Here is a 24,016-nt window from a genome sequence, read left to right on the forward strand (position 1 = left end):
TAGTAGAACCAAATGTTAAATCAATTAATTGAAAAATGTTTATCTGAGTTTGGCGAGATATGTAATACAAGCAGCAATGCAGCGGATTTCAGTTACTGGAAAATTGGCGGCCCTGTTAAGCTATTAATTGAACCCTCATCAGTTGAACAATTACAAAAAGCAATTAAATATATAAATCTATACTCAGACGTGCCTAGCCTATGTGTAGGCGACGGTTCAAATTTGCTATTCGATTCAGCAGGTTTTGATGGTGTTATCATCAAGATAGGAAACGCACTAAGTAAACTGGAGTATGACCAAACGGGCACCATAGCCACATGTGAAGCAGGTATATGGGTGCCTGAGCTTGCTTATCAACTTTCTTTAAAAGGCCTTACTGGCGTTGAGCACATTTGTGGTATACCAGGTCGAATTGGTGGTTTAGTTTATATGAACGGTGGAAGCAATCGTCGCTCAATCTTAGAAAATACCTTAAAGGTCGAACTCATAAATCGTCTAGGAGAACTCGAAGTAGAGCACGCGAAGGATTTACCCTTTTCGTATAGAACATCGCCGTTTCAAAACGATGGAAGGATTGTTGCAAGAGTCACCTTGTCTTTAATGCAGGGCGAGCGCAAAGTCGTGCGCGCGAAGATGCGCAGTATTCTTGCATCTCGTCGGAAAAAATTTCCCCGTAAGTTGCCAAACTGCGGTTCTGTATTCCTGTCTGACCCCAAAATGTACGACCTTATCGGGCCTCCAGGCTTTGCTATCGAAAAAGTAGGTTTAAAAGGGTTGAAGCAAGGGCAGGCCCAAATTTCACCAGTGCATGCCAATTTTATTGTCAATAATGGCGGCGCTACTAGCGACGATGTACTGTATCTAATTAGAAAAATTAGACAGGACGTTTATGCAGATACTGACTTTTTAATGGACTGTGAAGCTCGCTACGTTGCACCCAATGGTGGCCTTTGCCAGGCACATATTAAAGCGGAAGCGTTGTTTGGAAGTGTCGGAAAATAACGTAGCGGATACGCTTGCAAGACGCTCTGAGTTAGACAATTGGGTATATAATTAAATGTATTAGAGTATGATTGAATAGCTATCATCTATAGCTATTCAATCGTTTAACGTGTTACTTAAGTTGAATCTTTGCGCCGAGTAATTCCATTTTTTCAGCGAATCTATCGTAACCACGTGTAATTTGCCACGCATCATGGATGCGAGTTTCGCCTTCGGCAAATAATGCTGCAAGAGATAAGGCTATGCCAGCTCTTAAATCCAAGGCTTTAACATCTGCGCCTTTTAAAGCAGTACCACCATCAATAATCAACATATTTCCATCGGTATGAGAATTCATGCCCATTTTATTTAACTCACTCGCATATCCGTATCGACCCGGAAAGCGTAAATCGACAAACTTTGATTGTCCCCGTGCTCGGGCTGAGTAAACCGCTAATATCGGTTGCATGTCAGAGTTAACGCCTGGATATGGTCCTGTGCTTAGTTCTAGTGGATAGCATTTTGAGCCTTTAACTATTAAAGAATTGTTGTGGCGGTAAAGCTTAGCGCCAGATTCTCTTAAATAAAACAGAGGGATATCTAAATGTTCGTATGGAAAATCAAGGATCTCTACTTCCCCGTCTGTTACTGCGGCGCCAACTAACCAAGTTAACGCTTCAACATTATCGGGGATTACGGTATGGGTCGTACCACGTAATGAATCTTTTCCTTTTACTTCAATATGCTCTTGCCCATAAACGGTTATTTCAGCCCCCATCGAGTTTAACATATCAATTAAATCTAATATTTCCGGGCGTACATGCGGATTCCAAATCCTTGTAATACCATTTGCTAAAGAGCCCGCGATTATTGCATTTTCTGTTGCGCCAGTAGAGCGAATTGGTAGGTGTATATCTGCGCCAACTAGACCGCCTTGGGGCGCTTCTGCACACAAGTAGCCATCTTCATCCCACACTTTTGCTCCAAGAGTTTCTAGGAGCATAACGTGCAGATCGTAAGCACGGTCACCACCACCACCACCAATACTACAACCGCCAGGCAGTGGTACCGCTCCTTTTCCAGTTCTTGCGGTTAGCGCGCCTAAAATCAATAGTGTGTTACGAATTGAACGACCATCCCATTTAAGATAGTTGTCAGGAGCGCTTGTTTCGTTTACGACTAAGGTGTCACTTGTGACTACACAAGATTTCCCCAATACATCTAACATCTCTTTATGCACTTGAGCATCTAACAAAGTCGCTGGGTAATTTTGAATGACCACAGGATCTTCCGTAAGTAGCGTGGCTGCCATGAGTCTTAGAACAGAGTTTTTAGCCCCACTCACTTTGACAGTGCCATTCAGTGTTGCAGGTGAAAGCGATATAGTGTTTATCTGTTCAATATCTATTTGGGTCATTGCGATGTTTCCATAAAGAGTTTGTAGTTCATTTAAAGTACTGCTATTTAAATTATACCAGAATAAAAAATTAATTAATCTTCTTGTCGGATGTATCTAGCCACTATTAGTTTTTATGATTTGGGAGATATTAGTTTTGCCGGTACGCCGACAAGCACACCGTTTTCAACTGAGCTTGATTTATTTACAACCGCATTGGCTCCAATTTTTGTTCCATTCGCTATTTTTATTTTACCGTAGAGCTTAGCTCCGGGCGCTATATAACATTCATCTCCGAGTTCGGGAACATCATTACTATTATCGTAACTAGCGCCAACATTTACGCCGACGTGAATCTTACAATTTTTTCCTATTTTTGCTTTCGGATTAATTACTATATTTCCGTAATGCGGTAAGCACAGTCCAGGGCCGATTGTATTTATTGGAATGCTAAAACCTAATTTTTTGCTTATACGTTTGAATCTAACTAAATAAAAAAATTTAAAGATTTTCTGGGTAATGCCAGTTTTAGAATTTGTATAAAACTCAAGCTTCCTTAGCATTCTATGAAATCGCCACATATCACTGGTAAAGTAATCGAAGGCTCTGGTTCGAAAACCGCTTTTCGAAATATCGCTTTGTAAATAGTAATCTAAATCTGCTCTGTTTTTTATCATTTATTTTTGTTGCCGTATATTTACGTTATTAACTGCTCGATCGACATCGATGTCATCGATAAATATATTTTTATATATATCAAATCGATATCTCTATGTTAAAATTTACTCTGTTTTTTTGTCAGAAGCTTTAAAATGGTTAATTTTATTCTGAAGCCTCTCAAGTTTATCTCGAACCAAGCTTTTAACAACGCTTAAATAGCCCATTTCTTTACATACTTTTAATGTATAAGTTAACCAATTGTTGCGTTCAAATACGCTCTCTAAATAATAATTTGTCATCCTCTTCTTAAATGCGTTTTCGCCAATCAACTCTCGATTCTTGTATGTAGCTAAGCATTTTTTCTGTATTTCCAAGAACGACATTTGTGAAAAGCCGGTAGTCATTCGCTGAAAATGCCCTGTATTATATATAATTAGAGGTTCTTGGATAGAATATATATCACCATATTCAAACAACCGTAAGTAAAAATCCCAGTCCTCAGAATGAGGTAGTGTGTCATCAAATCTCACTTTTTCGGCAAACTTTAAACGGGTCAATAGTTTACTTGGGGGGCCAATCCAGTTTCGAACCAAAATGTTATCCTTGGTAAACACGCGAATGTTGCGGTCTAAAATTTGCCCGTTTCCAGACATAACGTGAGAAGAGGAGCACGCTACATATGTTTTATTCTCAAGCAAGACTTTTAATTGTAGTTCCAGCTTATGCGGCAGCCAGATATCATCATCGTCAAGAAATGCTACAAACTCAGCTGAAGCTAGTTCGATTCCTTGATTTCGACTAGCAGATAGACCTTTGTTCTGTTCATTTCTAAAATACTTAAAGCGCTCGTCACCTGCATACTTTTCGACAACAACTTGGTAATCTTTTTGAGAGCAGTCGTCGACTAATATCAGTTCAATATTGTCATGCGTTTGCCCGAGCACACTATCAATTGCTTCGCCTACCAATTCAGGGCGATTGTAAGTAGTGATAATACAGCTCACTTTGTGCGCTTTGTTGGTCATAAAACATCCTAACTTTATATTATATTATATTACTCGTAAATATCACTTTCTATTTAACATCGCGTTTATTTTCTGGAGAGAAAACCCTTAAAGTTGCTAACAAACCTCCGTTCAACTATTGATAGCAGAGTTAAATAACTCATAACAGCGATGATAATTTGGTATACAATAAGTTCGGGTAAACTGACAACGCCGACAAGATACTGTTTGGCTACTAATAAAACGATAACCATAAACGCCGTACATAAACTCGGTTTCAAAAACGACACCATTAATGTTGAAAAGCTCACTTGAGAGACATTTGTCGTAACCTTAAAGTTTACAATACATACAATGAATAGGCGCAGCATAAGTCCAATCACGAATGAGAATAAGCCAAAGTATTTGTACAATAGCATGTAAGCGACTAACGCAATCCCGCTACCAACAATCTCACCAATCATACCTTTGATTGTTTTCTTTACGGCAACTAAGTAGCTAGGAAGAAATATGAAGTAAAAACTAGCAGCAACAACTAATGATATATACCCTAATAACGGGTATGCCTTCTCCCACTTTTCTCCAAAAATAAGCGACACCAACTCTGGACCGACTATACCAAATCCAGCAAACAGCGGCATAATAAAAAATAATGCTAAGCGAGTGGCATCCACAAAAAAAGTATCGATGTCTTGGTTATTATTTTTTCTGTTTGCGAATACTGGTTGCGCGTAATTAACTATTGCGCCAAGTATGGCATCTCTCGGCAAATAAACGAGCCTATTAGCGAAATTGTAAATACCTACGGCGGCAGCGCCTAACGTTGCCTCAATGGCAATAATGATTCCATTGCCAAAAAATTTGAAAGAGAATGCTTTTCCACTTACTGGCAAGCCTACTCGTAGTAAATCGTATGCCAATGTTTTGTCAAACACTAAGGGGAGTCTTAGGGGGTGTGCAACAAATAGCATTAGACTGGACACTGCAGACATAATAAATGCTTGTGCGACAATGGCCAATGAGCCAAAGCCTTGAAATGCGAGAAAAATGGCGCCGCTCATGCCTATTACTTTGCCGATTAATGTGCGCTTAGCTAAGGACTTAAAATTGCCAGACTTACGTAGCGTAGCAATATGAATACGAGTACTAATTTGCACGGGCAAATAAACGGCCGCGATAAACAACGTGAGTGTAAGCGTTGGGTCATTAAGATAGTGGTGTAAGCTAAAGAAAAGTATAGGAGCGGTAAGAGCGCAAATCAACATTGAACTCCAAAATACTGTACCGCAAAGCCTATCGTTAATTTTTTTAAAACTGATTAACGCACTATCAAGCACAGAGCTATAGAAAAACGATAATAATTCGAATATGCTCAGTATAAATATACCAATACCCAGTTCCGTTGGAGTAAGTAATTTAGCGAATACTAAAAATGAGATCACGGAAAGAAAAACAACACCAAATTTTTCTGTAAAAACCCAAAATAGTTTAAATAGACGACCTTTTGCAGCCACTAATGCTAGCCTTGTTAATGTGAGTTAAAAGAAACTACAAATTTTATTTTGTAGTTTTGAAAGAGTATTCTAATTTTATTACGATTAAATTGCACGCAAACAACAAAACATAGGGTATTTACACTTCAAAATGCCGGAAGATGCCTTAATACTGGTAAAATTATTATTCTACGGTAAGCGACGAGTGCTCATTAAAATTATAGCCAAATAGCTGTATTTCTTTCGCATAATAAGTATCGATAATGTTTTTCGCTACTTTACTCATAATAAGATCCTGATTTTTCGTCGACCCATGCGTTTCCTGAGGTAAATCATGGGTATCAAGTTTCAATACCTTGCTAATATGCATAAAATCTGGTTCTAACGTCTCGAATTTCGCAACAAAGTCCATTTGAATGTTGCCATGATAATCCTGTAGCCAAAACAATTGAGACTTTAAATACCCTTTGCCTACATTTTGCTGCATAAATTGTTCGAAGGTAAGTTCACTTGGAATGCCGTAGTTTTTTTGATGCTCAGGATCACGGATAACATTCATGTACCAAGAAAAAGCTCTGTCCCAGGGGTTTCTCACTACGGTAAATTTAAAATACTCTGCTAGTTGGCGTTTAGTTACCGAAAGGTTGTTATAAGGGTTTTTGTGCGGTTTAAGCTTGTGTCGAATAGTCTTCACAACTTCTTTTGTGTTTTCTTTATTCGATAAGCAAATTGGCAGATTGCTTGCCAGAGGCTGCATCATACGATAGGTACGATGATCTTGTCTGCCTCGACCGTTATACTGTTGGAAATGACCCAATTTTTTTTCAATACTTGTGCCAGCACATTTAGGTATGTGGACAAAAACACACTTGTGAATATGTGAGATCAAAAAGTTACCTGTATCTTGATAAGGAATTAATAATATTCATACTTAAAGTGCGTGATAATACATAAAATATATCGATTTCCAATTAGAAGATTTGAAAATGTATAATTTTTTTTGTTTTCTCTAAAAATCGTTGCAAATTAGAGACATAAACGAGATTTTTATTGATTCGATTTGTATGTAAGCGAAAAAAATATGACACTAAAGGAAACGAGGATCATTATCCTCTCGAATTTCGTGGGGATGTAAGTTGATTTCATTTTCTGGAAACATAATGGGATGGGTATTGGGAAAAATCTTTGGTGTATTTGGACATACCTTTGTGAGGCTGAGGGACTGCTATATTCTCAAATACAGCACAACGATCCGCAAACAACTTGGCAACGTTTCCTCAAGCCGGTTAGTGCGAATATTTTAGTAAACTTCCTCGGGATTTATTATGTCTATTTTTTTCCACGAAAATACAAGAACGGCAAGAGCGGTATCTTTATTGTTATTTCTCTTTATTCTTAGTTCATGTGTAAACTTTTCTACTAAACACGATGTTACTCGCACTAGCTCTCAGCTAGGTGAAGAATTACAAAAATTGTTATTGACGACGGGTAGTACCGTTATCTCTGATAACTCAGTGTTAGCCAATTTTAATAGTTACCCAAATGCCAAGATAAAGGATTTTGTGTTAGCAAACGAGAATTTGGTGTCTGCACTTTTATTGCGACGTGCAAAAACTAACAGTCTGTCTATAGCACTTGAGCAGCTTACAAAGTTTGATGATGAGGAAGATACTACGCTGGTAGTGAGCGCTTTATTACTCTTTCCAGACGAACAGCAACATTTACTTCGTAGCCTTAAACAGTCTAACGTATACACCGACGAAATACTGAACGATGCAGTGCTCTATAGTGCGCTAGATCCTTCTCTTCTCTTTGAAAAAACGGCAAGTAACGGCGGTAGTGAGTACAGAATTACGCCACTGATCAATTCTGTCAGTGTATCTCTTTATACATATGAGTCTGGCGTCTACAATCAGGTGTATTTTAGAAAAGTAGGTACGCCAGAGTGGCAAGACGCAAGAAGTCTTGAATGGGATGCAATATCTAACGCAATGACGGGCTCCATAATACACTTGGAGGGAGATACTGATTATGAGGTTAAAGTATTTGTTGAACAAGGCAGTAATGAATACACACACCTATATGGCTTTTCGACGCGTCCCAACTATCCTAGTGTAAGTAACAGTACTATTTATTTAAGGGATATATATTCCGGCGGCTCAATTGATTTGAGCGAATATATTGACGCGGGTACACCGGATGCTTGGGTTAGGGTCGATGGGACTGATGTTGAAATTATTGGTGACCAAGAAAATAATTTTGCGCTGTCTTTAGGTGACCTTAGCCATATCGTATTGGAAAATATAAACATCACAAACGCAAAAATATACGGCATATATGCACGCCAAGCACACCATGTATGGATAAATAACTGTGAGATACAAGGGTACGGTCGCACTGCAGGCGATGTAAGAGATGGGGTATCATATATAGATGCGGACGCGACTCGTCCAATCAATTATGATTCGGGCATATATCTTCGCGAAACCGGCGTGGTTACGGTAGAAAACTGCGAAATTCATTCACCAAATATTGCAGCAAATCATTGGGGCCACGGGCATCCCTATGGCGCCAATGCAATGCTAGTGACAGCCAACCATAGCAATCCAGAGTATCAAGGGCAGTATATTGTCCGAAATAATAAATTTTATGGTAGCGATGATGTAAGATTCAATGATGTTATCGAGAGCCGTTTGAATTTAAGACGCCACGGTGGGTTTATAAGAGACTCTGCTATTCATGATAATTATTTGGCTTTTGCGAACGACGATATTATTGAACTAGACGGTGGGCAGCATAATGTACTCGTTTATAACAATAGAATCACGCAGGGATACAATGGAATCAGCATTGCACCTAACATGCATGGGCCTAATTTTATTTTCAATAATTACATCTACGATTTAGGCGATCAACGAAACTATGAGTGGGCTGCGCTGAAGATGGGGGGAATAGTGTCAGCGCCTGGAGGAGTAACAAATTTCTTTTACAATATCGTCCATACTGACGGAAACGGCATTGCGGCAGGGCGTGTACGAAATGATAGTACTTTTTGGGTGAACTCTAGAAACAACTTGTTTTTACTAAATCAGTATTCCGACGGCAAGCGAGGCTACCCCTATCTTGATACTGAGAACTATTTCCTCAATGAATTCAAAAATGACATTGTGTTCAATCTACGTAAAGTACGACCTGAATTATATGCTTTAAATGCGTCAGATATATTGTTACATGAAGACTCTTACGACATGGAGTTTATTTATTCAGCAATAAATTCTGCGACAGTGTTTTCTCGCATTTCTTTTGAAAATAATATAAAAAACTTTGGTGTCACACCCAATGCTACTGATCCCGTTGGAGACCAAGACGATAAAACCAATTTGATCGATTTACATGAAACGTTGCTTTCTTCTTTTTCGAACCAAAATAAAGATAACGGGTTTTATGTGCATTCTGAAAGCAGTATTGAGTTAGAGGGCAACACTTGGGTTACACTGCCTGTTGACCCTAGTCAGATCAATGATAATACTGAGTTTTACTACCAACTTACAATTGAGGGTGAAATGCCTGAAATTGTAGGGTTTGCTTTTGAAAACGACAATACACTCTCGTCAGACCGAACTGTAAAACTTGCGGGCACTCAATCTTACGGTATAGCAATTGGTGAGCATGCGTCTAAAACGATTTCTGGCAGTATAAGGATTAGTGACCTTATCGATGGTAAAGTTGATAGAATTGTTTTTATTCTTGACAATGACTCTCGTCGAGATTCAAAAGTTACTTTTGCTGACCTTAGTATTGAGGTCGACGTAACAAATGTGTTTAACGCGTTATCCGATAATCAAACTACAGATTTACAGGTAATCGGACTGACACAATAAAACTTTGCGCTATCAAAAAACGCTTTTTTGCCCAACGTGAAAGGGGGAATTGAGTTGACCATTTTAGTCATGGATATAATTTTAATATAGGTGCTGAAATTAACACCAAAAATAACATCAGAAATTACACGAGAATTGGTATAAATTGTTTCCAATATTCTGGTAGACTTTAAGGTAATGATATTTCGAGTTTCGTCTATTTGTATGTTAGGAAGAATTCACGATGGATGTAGATGATATAGAGTCAGTGAATGTTGGTGGATTGAAGACTGCCTGCATATCGAGAAAGCAATTAGTTGAGATAATACAGGGTGTGGCTGATGGTTATGACAGAAGTTCAGGAAATTCCAAACCGTTCGTAATTTTTGATTCAAATGGGCACGGTGTATCTCTAGCGAATGCTGATTCATCCTTTATGAATGCACTTTCACAGGCAGACTTAATACATGCTGATGGACAAAGTATCGTGAGCATGAGCAAATGGATCGATGGGCCAAATATTCCTGAACGGTCGGCAACTACGGATACAATTCATGACATCCCAATGTTTAATTCAAGAGTCATGAGGCATTATCTTTTAGGGGGAAAAGAAACCGTTGTAAATGAATGCGCAAAAATTTTGAGCGAGAAATACGATAATTTTTTGGTTGCGGGTAAGCACAATGGTTTTTTTGATAGGAGTAATTGTGAAAGCGTTATTCAGGAAATTAATGAATCAAATACTGATGTATTATGGGTTGGTTTGGGTAAGCCTCTCGAGCAAAAATGGATTATTGAGAACAAATCAAAGCTCAATGTACCTGTAATTATTACATGTGGCGGTTGCTATAACTATATTACAGGCGACTACTCTAGGGCACCTGAATGGTTGCAAAACTTAGGACTTGAATGGTTACACAGAGCATTAACAGAACCTAGAAAATTTTTATGGCGTTACATCACTACTAATCCCCATAGTATTTATTGTGTACTTAAGCACAAATCTAGATAGCTCCTATGAAAAAAGTACTTTTTTTACACAAAGATTTTATTAAAGGTGGTGGGATTGAAAGGGTTCATCAAAATTTATCTATTGCGCTAGATGGTATTGGCGTCAAGAGTTTGTTTTTTGTCCTCCAGGGTTATGGTGATAGCCTAGAAGGATTTGATGCATTGAGTTCCCACCGAGAAGCGTTTCGGCCGGAAAAAGACTGTAATAGATTCAATAAATTAATTACGTTGACGAAATTCTGTAAACAAAACCAAGTTACTTCCATTATATCTGCTACTGAAACTGCAAATATATATGCATGTATGCTGAAGATTGTAATGCCAAGTATAAACGTGATTTATACTAGGCACTGTGCTTTTGATGTAAGTGATCAAAAATTGTCTCCATTTACAATTAGACTGTTATATAACGTTTTTGCGTTAAACGGAAAGATTGTTGGTGTGTCTAAGGCTCTGTGCAAGGATATACAGACATCTCTTTTGTTTGCTAGAAAATCTAATGTCAATTTTATTCCAAACGCAGTTGTTTCCATAGACATACTAAAGAGCTCGGAAAATAACACTGATGGCTGGCGGTTTTCAAATTACTTCATAGCAATAGGTCGACTAGTAGAACAGAAGGGCTTCGATATGTTAATCGACGCTTATGCGCTCTCCAAAAAGAAAGACCCAACTCTACCTAAATTGGTAATTGTTGGTGACGGAGTAGACCGCAAAATGCTAGAGAGTAAAATAACAACAAAAAATTTAGAGCACTCTATTTTTTTGGCGGGTTATACAATAAATCCATATTTTGCATTGAGTAATGCTGAGGCTTTCATTTTATCTTCTCGACACGAGGGAATGCCTACAGTACTTGTTGAATCTTTAGCGTTGAATACTCCAGTTATAGCGTTTGATTGTCCAACTGGGCCAGGCGAATTAATTAATCCGAAAAATGGTTTGCTAGTAGATAATGCGAACGTGGGTGCTCTCAGTGAGGCAATTACGAATTGGTCTTCGTTGCCCAATAAAAATCTAGCTGAAAGCGTTGAGCATTTCCACTTTTCAGTAGTGGCTAATAACTACTCGACCCTGCTTTAGGAGTTTATACAGCTTTGGCTAAAATCTCTTTTGCCTCATTTTACAGTGTTTCATTAGTGGGTTTTTGTTACTGAGTTGAATAAGCTTACTATCAGTCACGCGTTGTATCTCTAATATCGCTGCAATCTTTTCATTCACATACCAGAAAAAAGCTAAGTGGGATTCCCAGACGTTTCCAACTTAGTTTGCGAATACGTGTTTACTAGACGTTTATCCATGGCTAAGAACATAACATTAACAAAAAAAGCGCTTCATGATTTAGAAGCGCTTTTTGTCGAAGAAACACTGTTTAGACTATTGGTTTTTTGCTCTTCCAGCGTACAATGCACCAAGTATTAACGTAGATAATAACAATCCTAGATAGGGAGTATTTACACTACTCACTGCAGTATTTACAGCACCAATACGAAATTCGGTAATCTCAATATTTTTTAGTTGAGCGCCGGTAATATTAAAATCAATCTCGTCTATACCGTCTAACGCTAATGCTGGAAGCAACATTATTTCGTCAAACGTATTCATATCCAAGTTTGAAAACGAGTGACTTGAACTGACTATTCCATTATCGATAAAATCAACATTTAAACCAGTAATCTGGTGTAACAAAAAATAATTCCAGTCATTATAAAGAGAGAACGATGTAATTGAAAACTCACTGTTGAGCTTTATATTAACGTTGATCGGATTGGTGTCTGTAATATCGTCACCGGCACCGCGCAAGCCAACGAACCGCTTATCCCAATCACCATGTTGTCTCAGTACGCCATCAAACAATGCGTCTTCATACAGTATGTTCCAACCAGTCGGCGCTGTTATAGATAAAGAGTCAATATCATCGTTTGATATGAATGACGCCGAAGCGTTGAATGTAATGGCTGGTAATACTATAGATGACAAGGCCATAATAAACTTTTTCATATATAATCCTTTTTAACTAATTCAATTAGTATTAACTAAGCAAATTAAATGCCAATTGTGTAAGTGCTTGATTGGCTGCCAATAAATACTATTCTTTAGTTTAAATATATGCTAATTTTTTGAACACGTAAAGAAAACTGACAGATATTTTTCGGACACAAAAAAGCCGCGTAAAAACGCGGCCAAGATTTATAAGCGTAATATGTTTTACACCCTATTGCGCCTAACTAATACAAAACCTATAAATAGAGCAAGTAAGCTGCCCAGAGCTGGTACTGAAGCGCTAACAGGGTTGGTACTAGCACCGATTTGTATTTCAGTGATTTCAATATTGGTTGCCTGGACGCCACTTATTGCAAACTCGATACTGTCGACGTTCGCGATAGATAAGGCACTAGCTAACTCAATTTTAGCAAATGTATTCTGGTTCAGCGACGTAAATAAGAAGCTTGACACTACAGAACCTCCAGAAAGAAAATCAACTGAAAGATCAGTGATTTGTTGATTTAGTATACTACCCCAGTCATTAAATAGTGCAATTGAGTTGATAGTCACTGCGTTAGATAAGTCGATAGAAAAATCGATAGTATTAGTACTATTGAGCGCTGCGCCGCTACCCCTTAATCCGACAAAACGATTTGTTTTCGGTCCTTTCTGTGCAGTGTGGCCATCAAACAATGCTTCAAAATTTAAATGTGTCCAGCCAATTGGAAGAGATATAGAAGACGATGAAATATCACCGGTTGTAATAAAACTAGCTGATGCGTTGTAACTAGAGACTAAAAGCATGATCAACATCATTTTGGTAAGAATATTCTTCAAAATATAATCCTTTTTAACTACGTAAATAAATTTCACTAAAAGTACCACTAAGCACTTTATATGCCAAGCAATCAAAGTTGTTGAATATCAGGGAATTAGGCCACTTTAAACTGACCGAAACTCACACATTCGTCTTGATTTGTAAATTATATTGACAAGTAACCATTAATAGCTTGCCCCATATACTTAATATTAGTCATATTTCATTTTTTAATTCGCGTATAATTTCGTCAGCCCCTTGTTTGGTTAAATGGCCATAATCAAATTGAATTGGTGAATTTGGGTCAGTGCGGTATTTACATAGCATATTATCGTCACACATAATCTCGTTAAGATCGTAATAGATCGAATTTAAATGCGGCACCATATCTTTCATTTTTTCATTTAATGTAAATTTATTTTTTATAACTGAATCACTGAGGTTCAAACTCTTATTTAGTAAAACTGACCGTGCTAGCAATAGCGGTAACGCAGTATCATACTCTACAATTGGCCCGAGGAGTATAGTTTTGCTAGAGTTTAAAGATAACGCATTCATAGTTGCTTCAAGATAAGTAAGATCATCTTCACGCCAACGCGCAGAAATGAGTATAACGTCAAAGCTTTCTTCAAGCAGTTTTTCAGAGTAAAACCAGTTCATCATGTCTGTACAGCGTGTTTCTCCTTTAGCCTTTAAGAGAGGGCGACAACCACTTGCATTAATCTGAATCCAATTGTACTGAGGGTAATTTTCAACTAAACTTCCATAAAACATAGCAGCATGACTGTCACCAAGTAGTACCGCATTTGGTTTTTCATTTGACGTGCTTGCACATATATTTTTATCATAATCCGCAAAAGAGTTGGTCTTTGACGTACTTGTAATAAAACAAAGGTCACGCCTAAATTGTAGTTTATAGTCTGAAAATTCCCTATAATTTACATAATTTGATAGTTGTCGAGCTTGCTCAGGCACATTGCGTAAATTTAGTTTTTCGTGTGCAAGCAATAGTCCTAAAAGTGCAGTAAAAATAATACATACGGCTGATGTTAACGTTACAGCTACTTTGTCCCAATGTTTTGACTTTTCTCCTCGGAAGGGTCGCTCAATAAATTTAGTAGAGAGGAAGGCGGCTAATAAGCTCACTAACAATAAGCTTATTTTTTCTGGTAAACTTATAATTCCTCCAGAATATAACTTCCAAAATACAACTAACGGCCAATGCCACAAATATAAACTATAGCTTACTTTTCCGATCTCAACGAAAGGTTTACTAGTTAAAATACTTCCAGTTATTCCTCCAGAACCGAACAGAATGATTAGAGACGCTCCGACGCAACTATAGAGTGCATTGATGCCGGGAAAAGCATCACTAGACGAAATAAGAAAGTAAGGTGCGACAATAAGGGCCAAGCCCATTAACGAGCCAAGACCATTAGATTTTTGTATTATTAATGATTTGTGTATAGCAATAGCTAATACTGAACCCAAGCCTAACTCCCAAGCTCTAGCGGGCAGCAAGTAGAAGCCAAATGCAGAAAATCCGCCATCTACAGTTAAGTAAAGGCTAAAAGCAAAAGAGAATATACAAGCTAGAGAAATTATTTCTAATACCCTGCCTTTAAAATATTTACATATAACAAATAGTATCGGCGGGAAAAAGATATAAAACTGCTCTTCTACTGAAAGAGACCACGTATGAAGCAGTGGCTGGGATTCTGCTAGTGGGGAAAAGTAATCTAACTGTGACCAAAAGTAGAAGTTTGATGCGAAAGCTGATGCTGCTGCAATTGATTCACCAACTTGTTTTTTCTCGGCAGGAAGCATTAACAACTCGGCCATTAAAAGCGTAAAAACAAATACAACGCACAATGCTGGTAATATTCGTATTGCTCTTTTTTTATAAAAGTCTAATAAACTGTATGTCTGACTTGATATTTGTGTCAGTAAAATACTAGTGATTAAGAACCCACTAATTACAAAGAAAACGTCAACTCCCAAGAAACCGCCAGAAATGGCTTTTACATCGAAGTGATAGAGCACTACAGGTAATACAGCTAGAGTGCGCAATCCATCAATGTGTGCTTGATACTTCATATTTTTAACTCACTTTAGTGCTAGTTTTAAAGAAAAATTTAGGGATTGGATATAACCAAGTGTGGAAGCAAAATCATTGAATCAACGATGTCTAAGCTTTAAATTAAAAAATAATAATGACACGATATCCTGTAAATTCAACCCCCTCTCCATTCAGTTTTTAATAGGCTCTCGACTTCCAAACTTGATGTAATGGCCTCTTCCTTTTTTTTGTATCGTTTTATCATGATTGAATTTTCAAACAACAATCAACTCAGGAGAAAACCAAATGGAGGTTGCAATAACAGGAATTGATTTAGCAAAAAATACTTTTCATTTAGTATGCTGTAATGACAACAAAACTATTGCTCGTAAGAAAAAACTGATAAGGCATTAATTATTGCCATTTTTAGTCATTGTTCCCAAGCATCGGTGTTTGTCAACGGCGCATGTCGGTTGCTCTATAACTTCTTTCCAGCTTCAAACTGCATGTTATTTAAGATAAAGTTCGCTGCAATTTGAGAACCTTTCTTACTTAAATGGGCTTGGTCAGCAACCATCATGTGACCATTCTCGTAAATTGTGCAACGCCTTTCATTTTTACAAAAAGCGCTATGGACATTTATTATACTTACTGTGTTATCATTTCCAACAATGTTTATAAATTTTGTAACCGTATCAAGTCCCTGTGATGGCGTCATATCAAACTTGTTATTTGGAATTTTCTTCCCTATAAGCCTTGACGCTAAAAATTTGGGACTGCCGAGAGTATAAATTGGTAGTTGATTAATTAATACAACTTGAAAGTTTTCTTTTTCCAATGCCTTTAACGTATCTAAGATGTCATGTAAGTCATAGCTATTTTTTGTTTCAGCGTAATGCCAGTTCGAAGCTAAAATTACGGTGTCTATATCATTTTTGCTTAAATAGTCAAAAAAATCGTTATTATTTTTTTTACAGTTTGGCCTAGCTAAGATTTCAATGTTTAGGGTAGGGGGGCAGCCAGCATTAGCAAAGACTTGCAAGTCAAATGGGAGATCTTTTGCAGATTTAAACCCGCTAACAAGGTGATTCGCATGTGAATCACCCCATAAAACTGCATTCGAATTGGATGTTATACTTTCTATGATACAACTATCAGGCTGCCATTCTGAGAAAGTTTGATTTGTTTTTAAGAAGCAGTTTTTCCAAGAAGAAGAGTCTTCGGAATATACCTCAACGGAACTTATATCAACTTTAATTCTTTCAGGCATACCTTGCTTTATACTTATGTACCCACCTAAGAATATAAAAAACGCAGAAAAAACAATCGTGTAAATTAAAGGCGTTGCTATTGACGAGTTTTTAGACCGCTTCCTAAAGGGTTTTTCAAGTGCATAATACGATAGCAGGCTCAAACCAAGAGTAATACATATTAATACCATTTTGTCTAAATTCGTGAAAGGCCTGATTATCCAATATCCATAAAATACGACTACAGGCCAATGCCACAAATAAAGGGAGTAGGAAATTTTACCAAGGTAAACGAATAAAGGAGAACTTAACATTCTAGAAATGTAGCTGTCATTCGGTCCTGCTGCGATTAGTAGTAACGTGCCAATAACAGGCAGCAACGCTAAATAGCCGGGGAAGCTAGATGTTTTGTCCAAATACCAAATTGCAAACGCTATTAAGCTTGCACCTATATAGCTCATTGTATTGCTTAGCTTTTTAAAGTTTAACTTGTTATTGTTTAGCGCCACGGCAAGTGAGGAGCCGGCCAGTAACTCCCAGAACCTCAATGGAGAGACATAGAATGCTGCACTCGGAGAACTTTTTAAGACTAATGTTCCAGCTATAAAAGAAATTAAAATTAAAAAAACTAGTATTTTAGCAATGTGTTTTTTCAAGTTCTGGTGTAAAAAAGCCAGCAGGATTGGGAAAATAAAATAATATTGTTCTTCTACTGCTAGGGACCACGTATGCAGGAGAGGTTTTAGCTCTGAAGGGCCAGAAAAATAGTCACTTTTTAGCCAAAAAAAGAAATTTGAAAGATAAATGGATGTTGCGATTGCGCTCTGGCCAAATTCTTTAAACTCATCAGGCATGAAGAGTAGGTAAGCAAAAATAAACGATGCTATTATCATCCCAAAAAGCGCAGGAAATAGGCGTCGCATACGTTTTTCATAAAAATGAGCAAAGTTAAAATTACCACCATCTAAGTCTTTGAGTGTAATAGAGGTTATTAAGTACCCCGAAATTACAAAAAAGATATCCACTCCAGCATACCCTCCAGATAGAGAATAAAAACCGAAATGAAATAACAGAACAGACGAAACCGCGATAGCTCTTAAACCATCAATATCAGGGCGATATTTAATCATAATTTTTTTATTCTCATCGGACAGGTGTGCTTATTGCTAAGAGTTTATTTTTGCAATAGTGTTATTCTTAACTAATCCACTCGCCCATATCGGTCTGAATACCTAACAATATCGTCTTCACCTAAGTAAGAACCAGATTGAACCTCGATAAGTTCAAGTAAGATTTTGCCTGGATTTTCGAGTGCATGTACGACTCCAACGGGAATGTACACCGATTCATTTTCAGTCACTAATTTAGTTTCTTCACCAATCGTGACACTTGCCGTACCACTGACCACTATCCAATGCTCAGCTCGATGATGATGCATTTGCACTGATAGCTTTTCACCAGGCTTAACAGTTATCCGCTTTACTTGATATCGTTCACCATTATCGATACTGTCGTAACTTCCCCATGGCCTAAACACTTCTCGGTGAAATTCGAACTCAGGTCGCTTTTCTGACTTAAGTCGGCTTACCACTTTTTTGATGTCTTGTACTTTGTCTCGATTGGCAACCATTACCGCGTCTTTGGTTTCAACCACTACCACACTATCCAGGCCTATAACACTGACCATGCGCTCTTCAGCGTTGACATAGCTATTGCTAACGCCCTCAAGAATAACGTCGCCTGAGACTGCATTATCTGCATTATCTTTGTTACTGGTATTCCATAAGGAGCTCCAACTGCCGACATCATCCCATCCTGCATCCAAAGGCACCATGCATGCATCAGATGTTTTTTCCATGACAGCGTAATCGATTGATTCGTCTGGGCAAGCCTCAAAAGCCGTTTTTTCCAACCTAACAAAATCGAGATCGTCTGACGTTCTCTCGCAAGCTTTTTCACAGGCTGCATAAATATCGGGTCGATGCTTTTTTAGTTCTCGCAAATACACATTTGTTTTAAACATAAACATACCACTATTCCAATAATATTTACCTGTAGATAAATATGCCTCTGCGGTTTTTTTGTCTGGCTTTTCTACAAATTCAGAGACAACGAAGCCATGTGTATTTTTATTACCTGATTTGATATACCCGTAGCCCGTATGAGCTTCCTGAGGTACTATACCAAAAGTGACTAATTTGTCTTGACCGGCTAGTTTATAAGCTTTATCTATAGCTTCTTCGAAGGCTTTATTGTCTTTAATTAAATGATCTGCTGCCAGTACTAATAACATTTGTTCTGGCGCCTTTTTACTTGCTAACATCGCGGCCACTGCAATCGCTGGGGCAGTATTTCTTCCTACCGGCTCGAGTAAAATTGCATCATTTTTTGATGAAATCTGACGTAACTGTTCTGCCGCTAGAAAGCGATGGTCTTCGTTGCAAATTATTAGTGCACTATCGACTTTCTCTTTTGGTAGGCGTAACAATGTGTCTTGCAGCATAGTATGTTCAGAGGTTAGTCTAAGGAATTGTTTGGGCAACGCCGCTCTTGACTTTGGCCAAAGGCGGCTTCCAGTGCCGCCAGCTAGTATTACAGGTTTGATCATTCTTTTTCCTATTAAGCGCTTAATCATGGTTAGTATTTACATAACCGACTAACCATCTTATCGACCGTAATACGATTTGTACCAGTCAACAAATTTGCTTATTCCCTCATCAAGATCGGTTGAAGGACGATACCCTACATCATTCACTAATGCTTCGACATCGGCATACGTTGCCTCGACATCGCCCGGCTGCATAGGTAGCATATTTTTTTCTGCAGTTTTTCCAAGTGCTTTTTCGATTGTTTCAATAAAAGTCAACAAGTGAACCGGCGTTTGAGCTCCTATATTGTATACTCGCCATGGCGCTTTACTGGAGCTTGGTTTTGGTGCCTTACCATCCCAATCAGGGTTTGCTTTAGCTATATGAAGAGTAGACTGAACAACACCCTCTACAATATCATCTATGTAAGTAAAGTCTCTACGATGGTTACCATAATTGTATACGTCAATAGGCTTACCTTCACTTATTGATTTGGTAAACTTAAATGGTGCCATGTCGGGTCGCCCCCAAGGTCCATATACAGTAAAGAACCGAAGTCCAGTTGTGGGTAAGTCGTAAAGGTTACTATATGTATGCGCCATCAACTCATTTGCTTTTTTACTTGCTGCATAAAGTGAGACTGGGTGATCTACATTGTCGTCGATTGAAAATGGCATTTTTTCGTTCGCACCGTAAACAGAACTGCTTGAGGCATAACAAAGGTGTTTAGCTTTATTATGTCTACAGCCTTCTAGTATATTCATAAAGCCAATGATATTTGAATCTATGTAAGCATGCGGATTTTCGATAGAATATCTCACGCCAGCTTGTGCTGCCAGATGGATAACGTGAGTAAATTGGTGTTCTTTAAATAGGGTTTCCATAGCGCTCTTGTCAGCAATATCCATTTTCATGAAGCTGAAGTTATCGGCGTTTGGGTGCTCGTTTATCCACTCTATTCTAGATTCCTTTAAACTTACATCGTAGTAATCATTATTGTTGTCTATCCCCACAACTTCTATTGCGTCATCTAATAGTTTACGTACGGTATGTGAGCCAATAAACCCAGATGCACCGGTTACTAATATTTTCACTTGATTACCTTAATGTTTGTCGATTGCCCGTTTCGATTAATTAGGAATGATAAATCCTAAAACCATCTTACGTCAGATTATGCCATGAATTTTTTTTTTCTATAAATAAATTCTTGATTATAATCAAAGTAGCTTTAGGTTGTTTAACATTCGGTACTATGATTTTATACATTGTTAACCTCTGGGCTACATGTAAGTTGCCTATTGCTCCATTAACCACTTAGCAATTGCATCTCGCGCCATTGGTTTACTGATATAATAACCTTGTCCTTTATGACAGCCCCATTTTCTCAGGAGTCTCATGCTTGCTCTGTCTTCGATACCTTCTGCTACGACAGTGAAACCAAAGTCATTGGCTAACGCGATTATACGACGGCATATCCATTGGTTACATTTTTGTGTTGGCAGATTTTTTACAAACCAACGATCAATCTTGAGTACATCTATGGGCAGGGTCGTTAAATATGAAAGCGAAGAATACCCTGTGCCAAAGTCGTCGATGGCTATTTTACACCCCGTATCTCGCAATTTTTGCAGATGAAATTTCGCAAGTTCGCTATCGTTAACGATTATTGATTCCGTAAGTTCGAAGCTTATTGCATCATGACTTAACGCATAGTATCTAAAACTTTGGAGGCAATTGGTCACGAACTCCTCATCAATAATATCTTGTGCAGATATATTTATTGCAATCGATATATTTTCTTTAGTTGCTCTAAACGCAATAACGTCTTTCATTGCAGTGCGTAGCACCCAAAGAGTAAGTTGATTGATAAACCCTGCATCTTCTGCAATTTGAATAAACTCGTCAGGTCTAATAGTACCTAATTCGTCGTCATGCCAACGGGCAAGAGCCTCTATATGACTCACTTCACCGGTCTGCAAATTCAGTTGTGGTTGGTACTCCAAGTAAAGAGACGCTGAATCCGTTAGGAGTGCATTTTTCAAGTTGCATATGATTTTTCTTCTACGAGAGAATTGATTTTCTGCCGAGGTTGAGTAAGTTTCAATTTTCTTATTCGATTTTTGAGCTATATCCAATATCATACTTACTCGATTAAATAATTGCTTTGCCGTGTCTGCGTCATCTGGACAATGCATAATGCCGATCGCCGTTGAAATGTTAATCGAAATTCCGTTGCAGAGAACGTCGGCCTCTAATTGTCTGCATGTTTCGATGATTTGCTGTCGGTTTCTGCTCGTTTCTGGTAACCACAAGAACTCCCCTCCATTGAGCCTAGCCGCCATACCTGGTAGGGCCTTTAGCCGTTTTGCTATGACCCTTAAACACTCATCTCCATACTCATAACCGAAAACATCATTTATTTCTCGAAACTTAACCAAGTTAATCCCAATGATTTGAAAGACATGCCTTTTATTTAATAAGTGATCTATATGAGCTTGCATAAAGCGTCTGTTATACAAGTTGGATAAGGCATCTGTTTGAGATTGACGAAGGATCTGCTCTTCTCTCGACATAATGTTTTGCTGCATCGATTTAAAAGCATTCAATAGCCTTCCAAATTCTACTGTATGAGCCTTTTCATTTATCTCTTTTGGATAGTGTCCTTGCGATATAAATTCACTATATTCAGTGATTTTTTCTAATGGCTTGGAGATGTGCTTAGCTTTATAGATGGCGGTTATGATTGCCAAAATAATGGCGATGAGGGATAGTCCAGCAATTGTCGCTACTAATTCTACAAAATTTGCAGAAATACGTTCCGCATTGAGTGATAAGTAAATATGAGGTATGACGTTAATACCATTCTCTATGTCGACTTTAGCGGTGTAAAGTGGCTGAAGCCCAAAAACGACAGATAAATTAAATAAGTCAAAGTGGCTACTGGATAAAATCCAATTGTCTAAAGATTTTTCAGTAAGCTCTAGGCCCTTAATGGTGGATAAGACCTTTGTTGGTTTGTCAGGAATAACCAATGATAAATTTAGCCGTATTTCATTGGAAAGTGTTTTCAATAGCGCTTGATTGAGTTCATACCCTGCCACCAAATACGTGTCTTTCAATAGTGCTTGTTGGTTGGCACTAATTAACCAAAATAAACGCTCGTTCACATAATAGAAACTATAACTTTTTGTATTGTCACGGAAGTAAGCTAGGATCTCGTTAATTGATTGATCATTAAAGTCGATCTCGTTGTTTATTTGGCTCTTAGCCGTCAAATTTGGAGCACTAAAGAATAATAAATCACTGTTTAGTTGCGTTAAAAATTCTTTTAAAACAGCGTCAGTCTCTGACTGTTGTAACTCATTGTGTTTCGTTGAGTCTTCAAGTAGTAACGTTAATTGGGAGGATTTACTTGTCGCAAGATTGTTGATCTCTTCGTTAAGCAAAGGTGCAACATTTTCAAAAGTACCGTAAATGTTTTTATGTACCGTCGCACTTAAGTTATCCCATACTGCCAATAGCATTATAATTGCCGTGCCTGATACCAGCAGCACAACCATTCTTACAATACTAAAATACAGAGTTTTATGCATGGCTTTATCATACATAAATTAAAGATAAATATAAGGTGTAGATAGCTCGTGAAGTCTATTTTTTGACCGCTAAATTACACTTTGACACAAATTCGTCATAAAATTTACACTTTAAACGTTATGCATAGTTTAGACTAAACAGCCGGAATGTATTTTGAGTGGACTTGAGTAACGATTGTTTGAAAGTCGCCACCGTAATAGTTTAAGAAGAACACAATAGATAATGAAAAAACCGTATTTAATAGCCATCGGATTTACTCTTGTACTAGTTTTATGGATGTTATCTGGATTATTTGTAGATGCTAACGTTGAAGAAAAAGCGTCGATAGAGTCTGATAATAGGCCATTGTTTACTGTGGAAGTTGAGGAGATGTTTGCGGTAAAAACACCCCTGTACTTGAAGATACAGGGACAAAGTGACCCAAATCGAATGGTAGAGGTTAGAAGTCAAATTGATGGTTTAGTAAATAGTATCGACGTGCTTGAAGGATCGCTTCTGGAACAAAACGTCAATATGATAACTTTAGACATTGAAGACCGAAGATTGCAGTTAGCGGAACAAGAATCTTTATTAAAAGTTAGGCAAAATACCAACGAACGTTTATCAAAATTGGCAACTAAGCAATATCAATCAGAAAACGAAATTGAGCAAGCTAAAGCGAATATTAAGGCATCTGAAGCGGCAATTGCGCAAATTAAGCAAGCGATATCGTTTACAAATATCGCAACGCCGTTTCGCGGATATTTGCAAAAGCTGCATATTGAGGAAGGAGACTTTGTTCGCATAGGTGATGTCGTCGCTACATATATAGAAACAGACCCTCTGATTGTCGAAATACAAATTTCCCAACAAGACATTGAAAAAATAAAAATGGGTGATCTTGCAGATATCGACTTAGCGACAGGGCAAGTTGCGTCCGGGAAAGTAACATATATTGCGCCAAAGGCTAATGATGAAAGCCGCACATTTTCGGTAGAGCTTACGGTTGAAAACCCTGACAATAGATACAAAGCTGGCATAAGTGCGCAGGTAACGTTAGCGACAAATGAAGTTGAAGCGCATTACATTACGCCATCACTTTTTTCGTTAAACAAATCCGGTGCTGTCGGTGTTAAAACGGTTGACGCCTTAGGTGTCGTCAAATTTCATCCAATTCAGTTACTGCAATCCGACACTGGAGGGAGTTGGGTTAGTGGTTTGCCTGACAAAGCCAATGTCATTGTCACGGGGCAAGGGTTTGTTAGCGAAGGTACTACGGTGAAGGTGGTAAAAACAACTCAAGCAAACGGCACACGTTCGAGCTTAGGAGTGCAGTAA

17 protein-coding genes are annotated in these 24,016 nt (G+C 38.0%); 5 read left to right on the plus strand and 12 right to left on the minus strand.

Features of this window, described 5'->3' with window-relative positions:
- The first annotated feature begins 12 nt into the window (after positions 1 to 12).
- Positions 13 to 1,002 carry a UDP-N-acetylmuramate dehydrogenase gene (gene murB / locus QQK00_RS19145; protein WP_284219302.1) on the plus strand — a complete coding sequence of 330 codons (990 nt, stop codon included), beginning with the start codon at positions 13 to 15 and terminating at the stop codon, positions 1,000 to 1,002.
- Positions 1,003 to 1,114: 112 nt separating this feature from the next.
- On the opposite strand, the gene QQK00_RS19150 is transcribed toward murB, so the two are convergent.
- From QQK00_RS19150 to QQK00_RS19170, 5 genes are all read right to left on the minus strand, one after another.
- Positions 1,115 to 2,398: a UDP-N-acetylglucosamine 1-carboxyvinyltransferase gene (locus QQK00_RS19150; RefSeq protein ID WP_284219303.1), complete on the minus strand. Its 1,284-nt coding sequence runs from the start codon at positions 2,396 to 2,398 to the stop codon at positions 1,115 to 1,117.
- A 113-nt stretch (positions 2,399 to 2,511) separates the two neighbouring features.
- Positions 2,512 to 3,054 carry a serine O-acetyltransferase gene (locus QQK00_RS19155; RefSeq protein WP_284219304.1) on the minus strand — a complete coding sequence of 181 codons (543 nt, stop codon included), beginning with the start codon at positions 3,052 to 3,054 and terminating at the stop codon, positions 2,512 to 2,514.
- A 105-nt stretch (positions 3,055 to 3,159) separates the two neighbouring features.
- Positions 3,160 to 4,062, minus strand: a complete 903-nt coding sequence (locus tag QQK00_RS19160; RefSeq protein WP_284219305.1) for a glycosyltransferase family 2 protein — start codon at positions 4,060 to 4,062, stop codon at positions 3,160 to 3,162.
- A 65-nt stretch (positions 4,063 to 4,127) separates the two neighbouring features.
- Positions 4,128 to 5,555 (minus strand): oligosaccharide flippase family protein, encoded by a 1,428-nt coding sequence (locus QQK00_RS19165; protein ID WP_284219306.1) that lies wholly within the window; start codon positions 5,553 to 5,555, stop codon positions 4,128 to 4,130.
- A 163-nt stretch (positions 5,556 to 5,718) separates the two neighbouring features.
- The gene (locus QQK00_RS19170) at positions 5,719 to 6,423 is read right to left on the minus strand and encodes a sulfotransferase family 2 domain-containing protein (RefSeq protein WP_284219307.1); all 705 of its coding nucleotides are present in this window, start codon (positions 6,421 to 6,423) and stop codon (positions 5,719 to 5,721) included.
- Between the two features lie 436 nt (positions 6,424 to 6,859).
- Between QQK00_RS19170 and QQK00_RS19175 the strand changes: the two genes are divergently transcribed.
- The 3 genes from QQK00_RS19175 to QQK00_RS19185 all read left to right on the plus strand — a co-directional run bounded on the left by QQK00_RS19175 (position 6,860) and on the right by QQK00_RS19185 (position 11,488).
- Positions 6,860 to 9,415, plus strand: coding sequence for a right-handed parallel beta-helix repeat-containing protein (locus QQK00_RS19175; protein ID WP_284219308.1), 2,556 nt, complete (start codon positions 6,860 to 6,862; stop codon positions 9,413 to 9,415).
- Between the two features lie 223 nt (positions 9,416 to 9,638).
- Entirely contained in the window at positions 9,639 to 10,406 is a 768-nt protein-coding gene (locus QQK00_RS19180; protein WP_284219309.1) for a WecB/TagA/CpsF family glycosyltransferase, read from the plus strand.
- A gap of 5 nt (positions 10,407 to 10,411) precedes the next feature.
- The gene (locus QQK00_RS19185) at positions 10,412 to 11,488 is read left to right on the plus strand and encodes a glycosyltransferase (RefSeq protein WP_284219310.1); all 1,077 of its coding nucleotides are present in this window, start codon (positions 10,412 to 10,414) and stop codon (positions 11,486 to 11,488) included.
- 294 nt (positions 11,489 to 11,782) lie between these two features.
- Here the strand turns inward: QQK00_RS19185 and QQK00_RS19190 are convergent, their stop codons facing one another.
- From QQK00_RS19190 to QQK00_RS19220, 7 genes are all read right to left on the minus strand, one after another.
- On the minus strand, positions 11,783 to 12,406 hold the full coding sequence (locus QQK00_RS19190) for a hypothetical protein (protein ID WP_284219311.1): 624 nt from the start codon (positions 12,404 to 12,406) through the stop codon (positions 11,783 to 11,785).
- A 207-nt stretch (positions 12,407 to 12,613) separates the two neighbouring features.
- Positions 12,614 to 13,228, minus strand: a complete 615-nt coding sequence (locus QQK00_RS19195) for a hypothetical protein (protein ID WP_284219312.1) — start codon at positions 13,226 to 13,228, stop codon at positions 12,614 to 12,616.
- Between the two features lie 196 nt (positions 13,229 to 13,424).
- Positions 13,425 to 15,305 (minus strand): acyltransferase family protein, encoded by a 1,881-nt coding sequence (locus QQK00_RS19200; protein WP_284219313.1) that lies wholly within the window; start codon positions 15,303 to 15,305, stop codon positions 13,425 to 13,427.
- 440 nt (positions 15,306 to 15,745) lie between these two features.
- Positions 15,746 to 17,647 carry an acyltransferase family protein gene (locus QQK00_RS19205; protein WP_284219314.1) on the minus strand — a complete coding sequence of 634 codons (1,902 nt, stop codon included), beginning with the start codon at positions 17,645 to 17,647 and terminating at the stop codon, positions 15,746 to 15,748.
- Between the two features lie 71 nt (positions 17,648 to 17,718).
- Entirely contained in the window at positions 17,719 to 19,122 is a 1,404-nt protein-coding gene (locus QQK00_RS19210) for a mannose-1-phosphate guanylyltransferase/mannose-6-phosphate isomerase (RefSeq protein ID WP_284219508.1), read from the minus strand.
- A 60-nt stretch (positions 19,123 to 19,182) separates the two neighbouring features.
- Complete coding sequence (locus tag QQK00_RS19215) at positions 19,183 to 20,199, minus strand: NAD-dependent epimerase (protein WP_284219315.1); 1,017 nt, start codon at positions 20,197 to 20,199, stop codon at positions 19,183 to 19,185.
- A gap of 201 nt (positions 20,200 to 20,400) precedes the next feature.
- Complete coding sequence (locus tag QQK00_RS19220; protein ID WP_284219316.1) at positions 20,401 to 22,698, minus strand: bifunctional diguanylate cyclase/phosphodiesterase; 2,298 nt, start codon at positions 22,696 to 22,698, stop codon at positions 20,401 to 20,403.
- 223 nt (positions 22,699 to 22,921) lie between these two features.
- Here QQK00_RS19220 and QQK00_RS19225 point away from each other — a divergent pair, with 223 nt between their 5' ends.
- Complete coding sequence (locus QQK00_RS19225) at positions 22,922 to 24,016, plus strand: efflux RND transporter periplasmic adaptor subunit (RefSeq protein ID WP_284219317.1); 1,095 nt, start codon at positions 22,922 to 22,924, stop codon at positions 24,014 to 24,016.

The organism is Agaribacter marinus, assembly GCF_030160655.1.
Taxonomy (GTDB): Bacteria; Pseudomonadota; Gammaproteobacteria; order Enterobacterales; family Alteromonadaceae; genus Glaciecola; species Glaciecola marina.

What these genes read in the sequence shown, in the direction of transcription:
- murB (WP_284219302.1), top strand. Translation starts at nt 13, where the DNA reads ATGTTAAATCAATTAATTGAAAAATGTTTATCTGAGTTTGGCGAGATA.
- QQK00_RS19150 (WP_284219303.1), bottom strand. Translation starts at nt 2,398, where the DNA reads ATGACCCAAATAGATATTGAACAGATAAACACTATATCGCTTTCACCT.
- QQK00_RS19155 (WP_284219304.1), bottom strand. Translation starts at nt 3,054, where the DNA reads ATGATAAAAAACAGAGCAGATTTAGATTACTATTTACAAAGCGATATT.
- QQK00_RS19160 (WP_284219305.1), bottom strand. Translation starts at nt 4,062, where the DNA reads ATGACCAACAAAGCGCACAAAGTGAGCTGTATTATCACTACTTACAAT.
- QQK00_RS19175 (WP_284219308.1), top strand. Translation starts at nt 6,860, where the DNA reads ATGTCTATTTTTTTCCACGAAAATACAAGAACGGCAAGAGCGGTATCT.
- QQK00_RS19180 (WP_284219309.1), top strand. Translation starts at nt 9,639, where the DNA reads ATGGATGTAGATGATATAGAGTCAGTGAATGTTGGTGGATTGAAGACT.
- QQK00_RS19185 (WP_284219310.1), top strand. Translation starts at nt 10,412, where the DNA reads ATGAAAAAAGTACTTTTTTTACACAAAGATTTTATTAAAGGTGGTGGG.
- QQK00_RS19190 (WP_284219311.1), bottom strand. Translation starts at nt 12,406, where the DNA reads ATGAAAAAGTTTATTATGGCCTTGTCATCTATAGTATTACCAGCCATT.
- QQK00_RS19200 (WP_284219313.1), bottom strand. Translation starts at nt 15,305, where the DNA reads ATGAAGTATCAAGCACACATTGATGGATTGCGCACTCTAGCTGTATTA.
- QQK00_RS19205 (WP_284219314.1), bottom strand. Translation starts at nt 17,647, where the DNA reads ATGATTAAATATCGCCCTGATATTGATGGTTTAAGAGCTATCGCGGTT.
- QQK00_RS19220 (WP_284219316.1), bottom strand. Translation starts at nt 22,698, where the DNA reads ATGCATAAAACTCTGTATTTTAGTATTGTAAGAATGGTTGTGCTGCTG.
- QQK00_RS19225 (WP_284219317.1), top strand. Translation starts at nt 22,922, where the DNA reads ATGAAAAAACCGTATTTAATAGCCATCGGATTTACTCTTGTACTAGTT.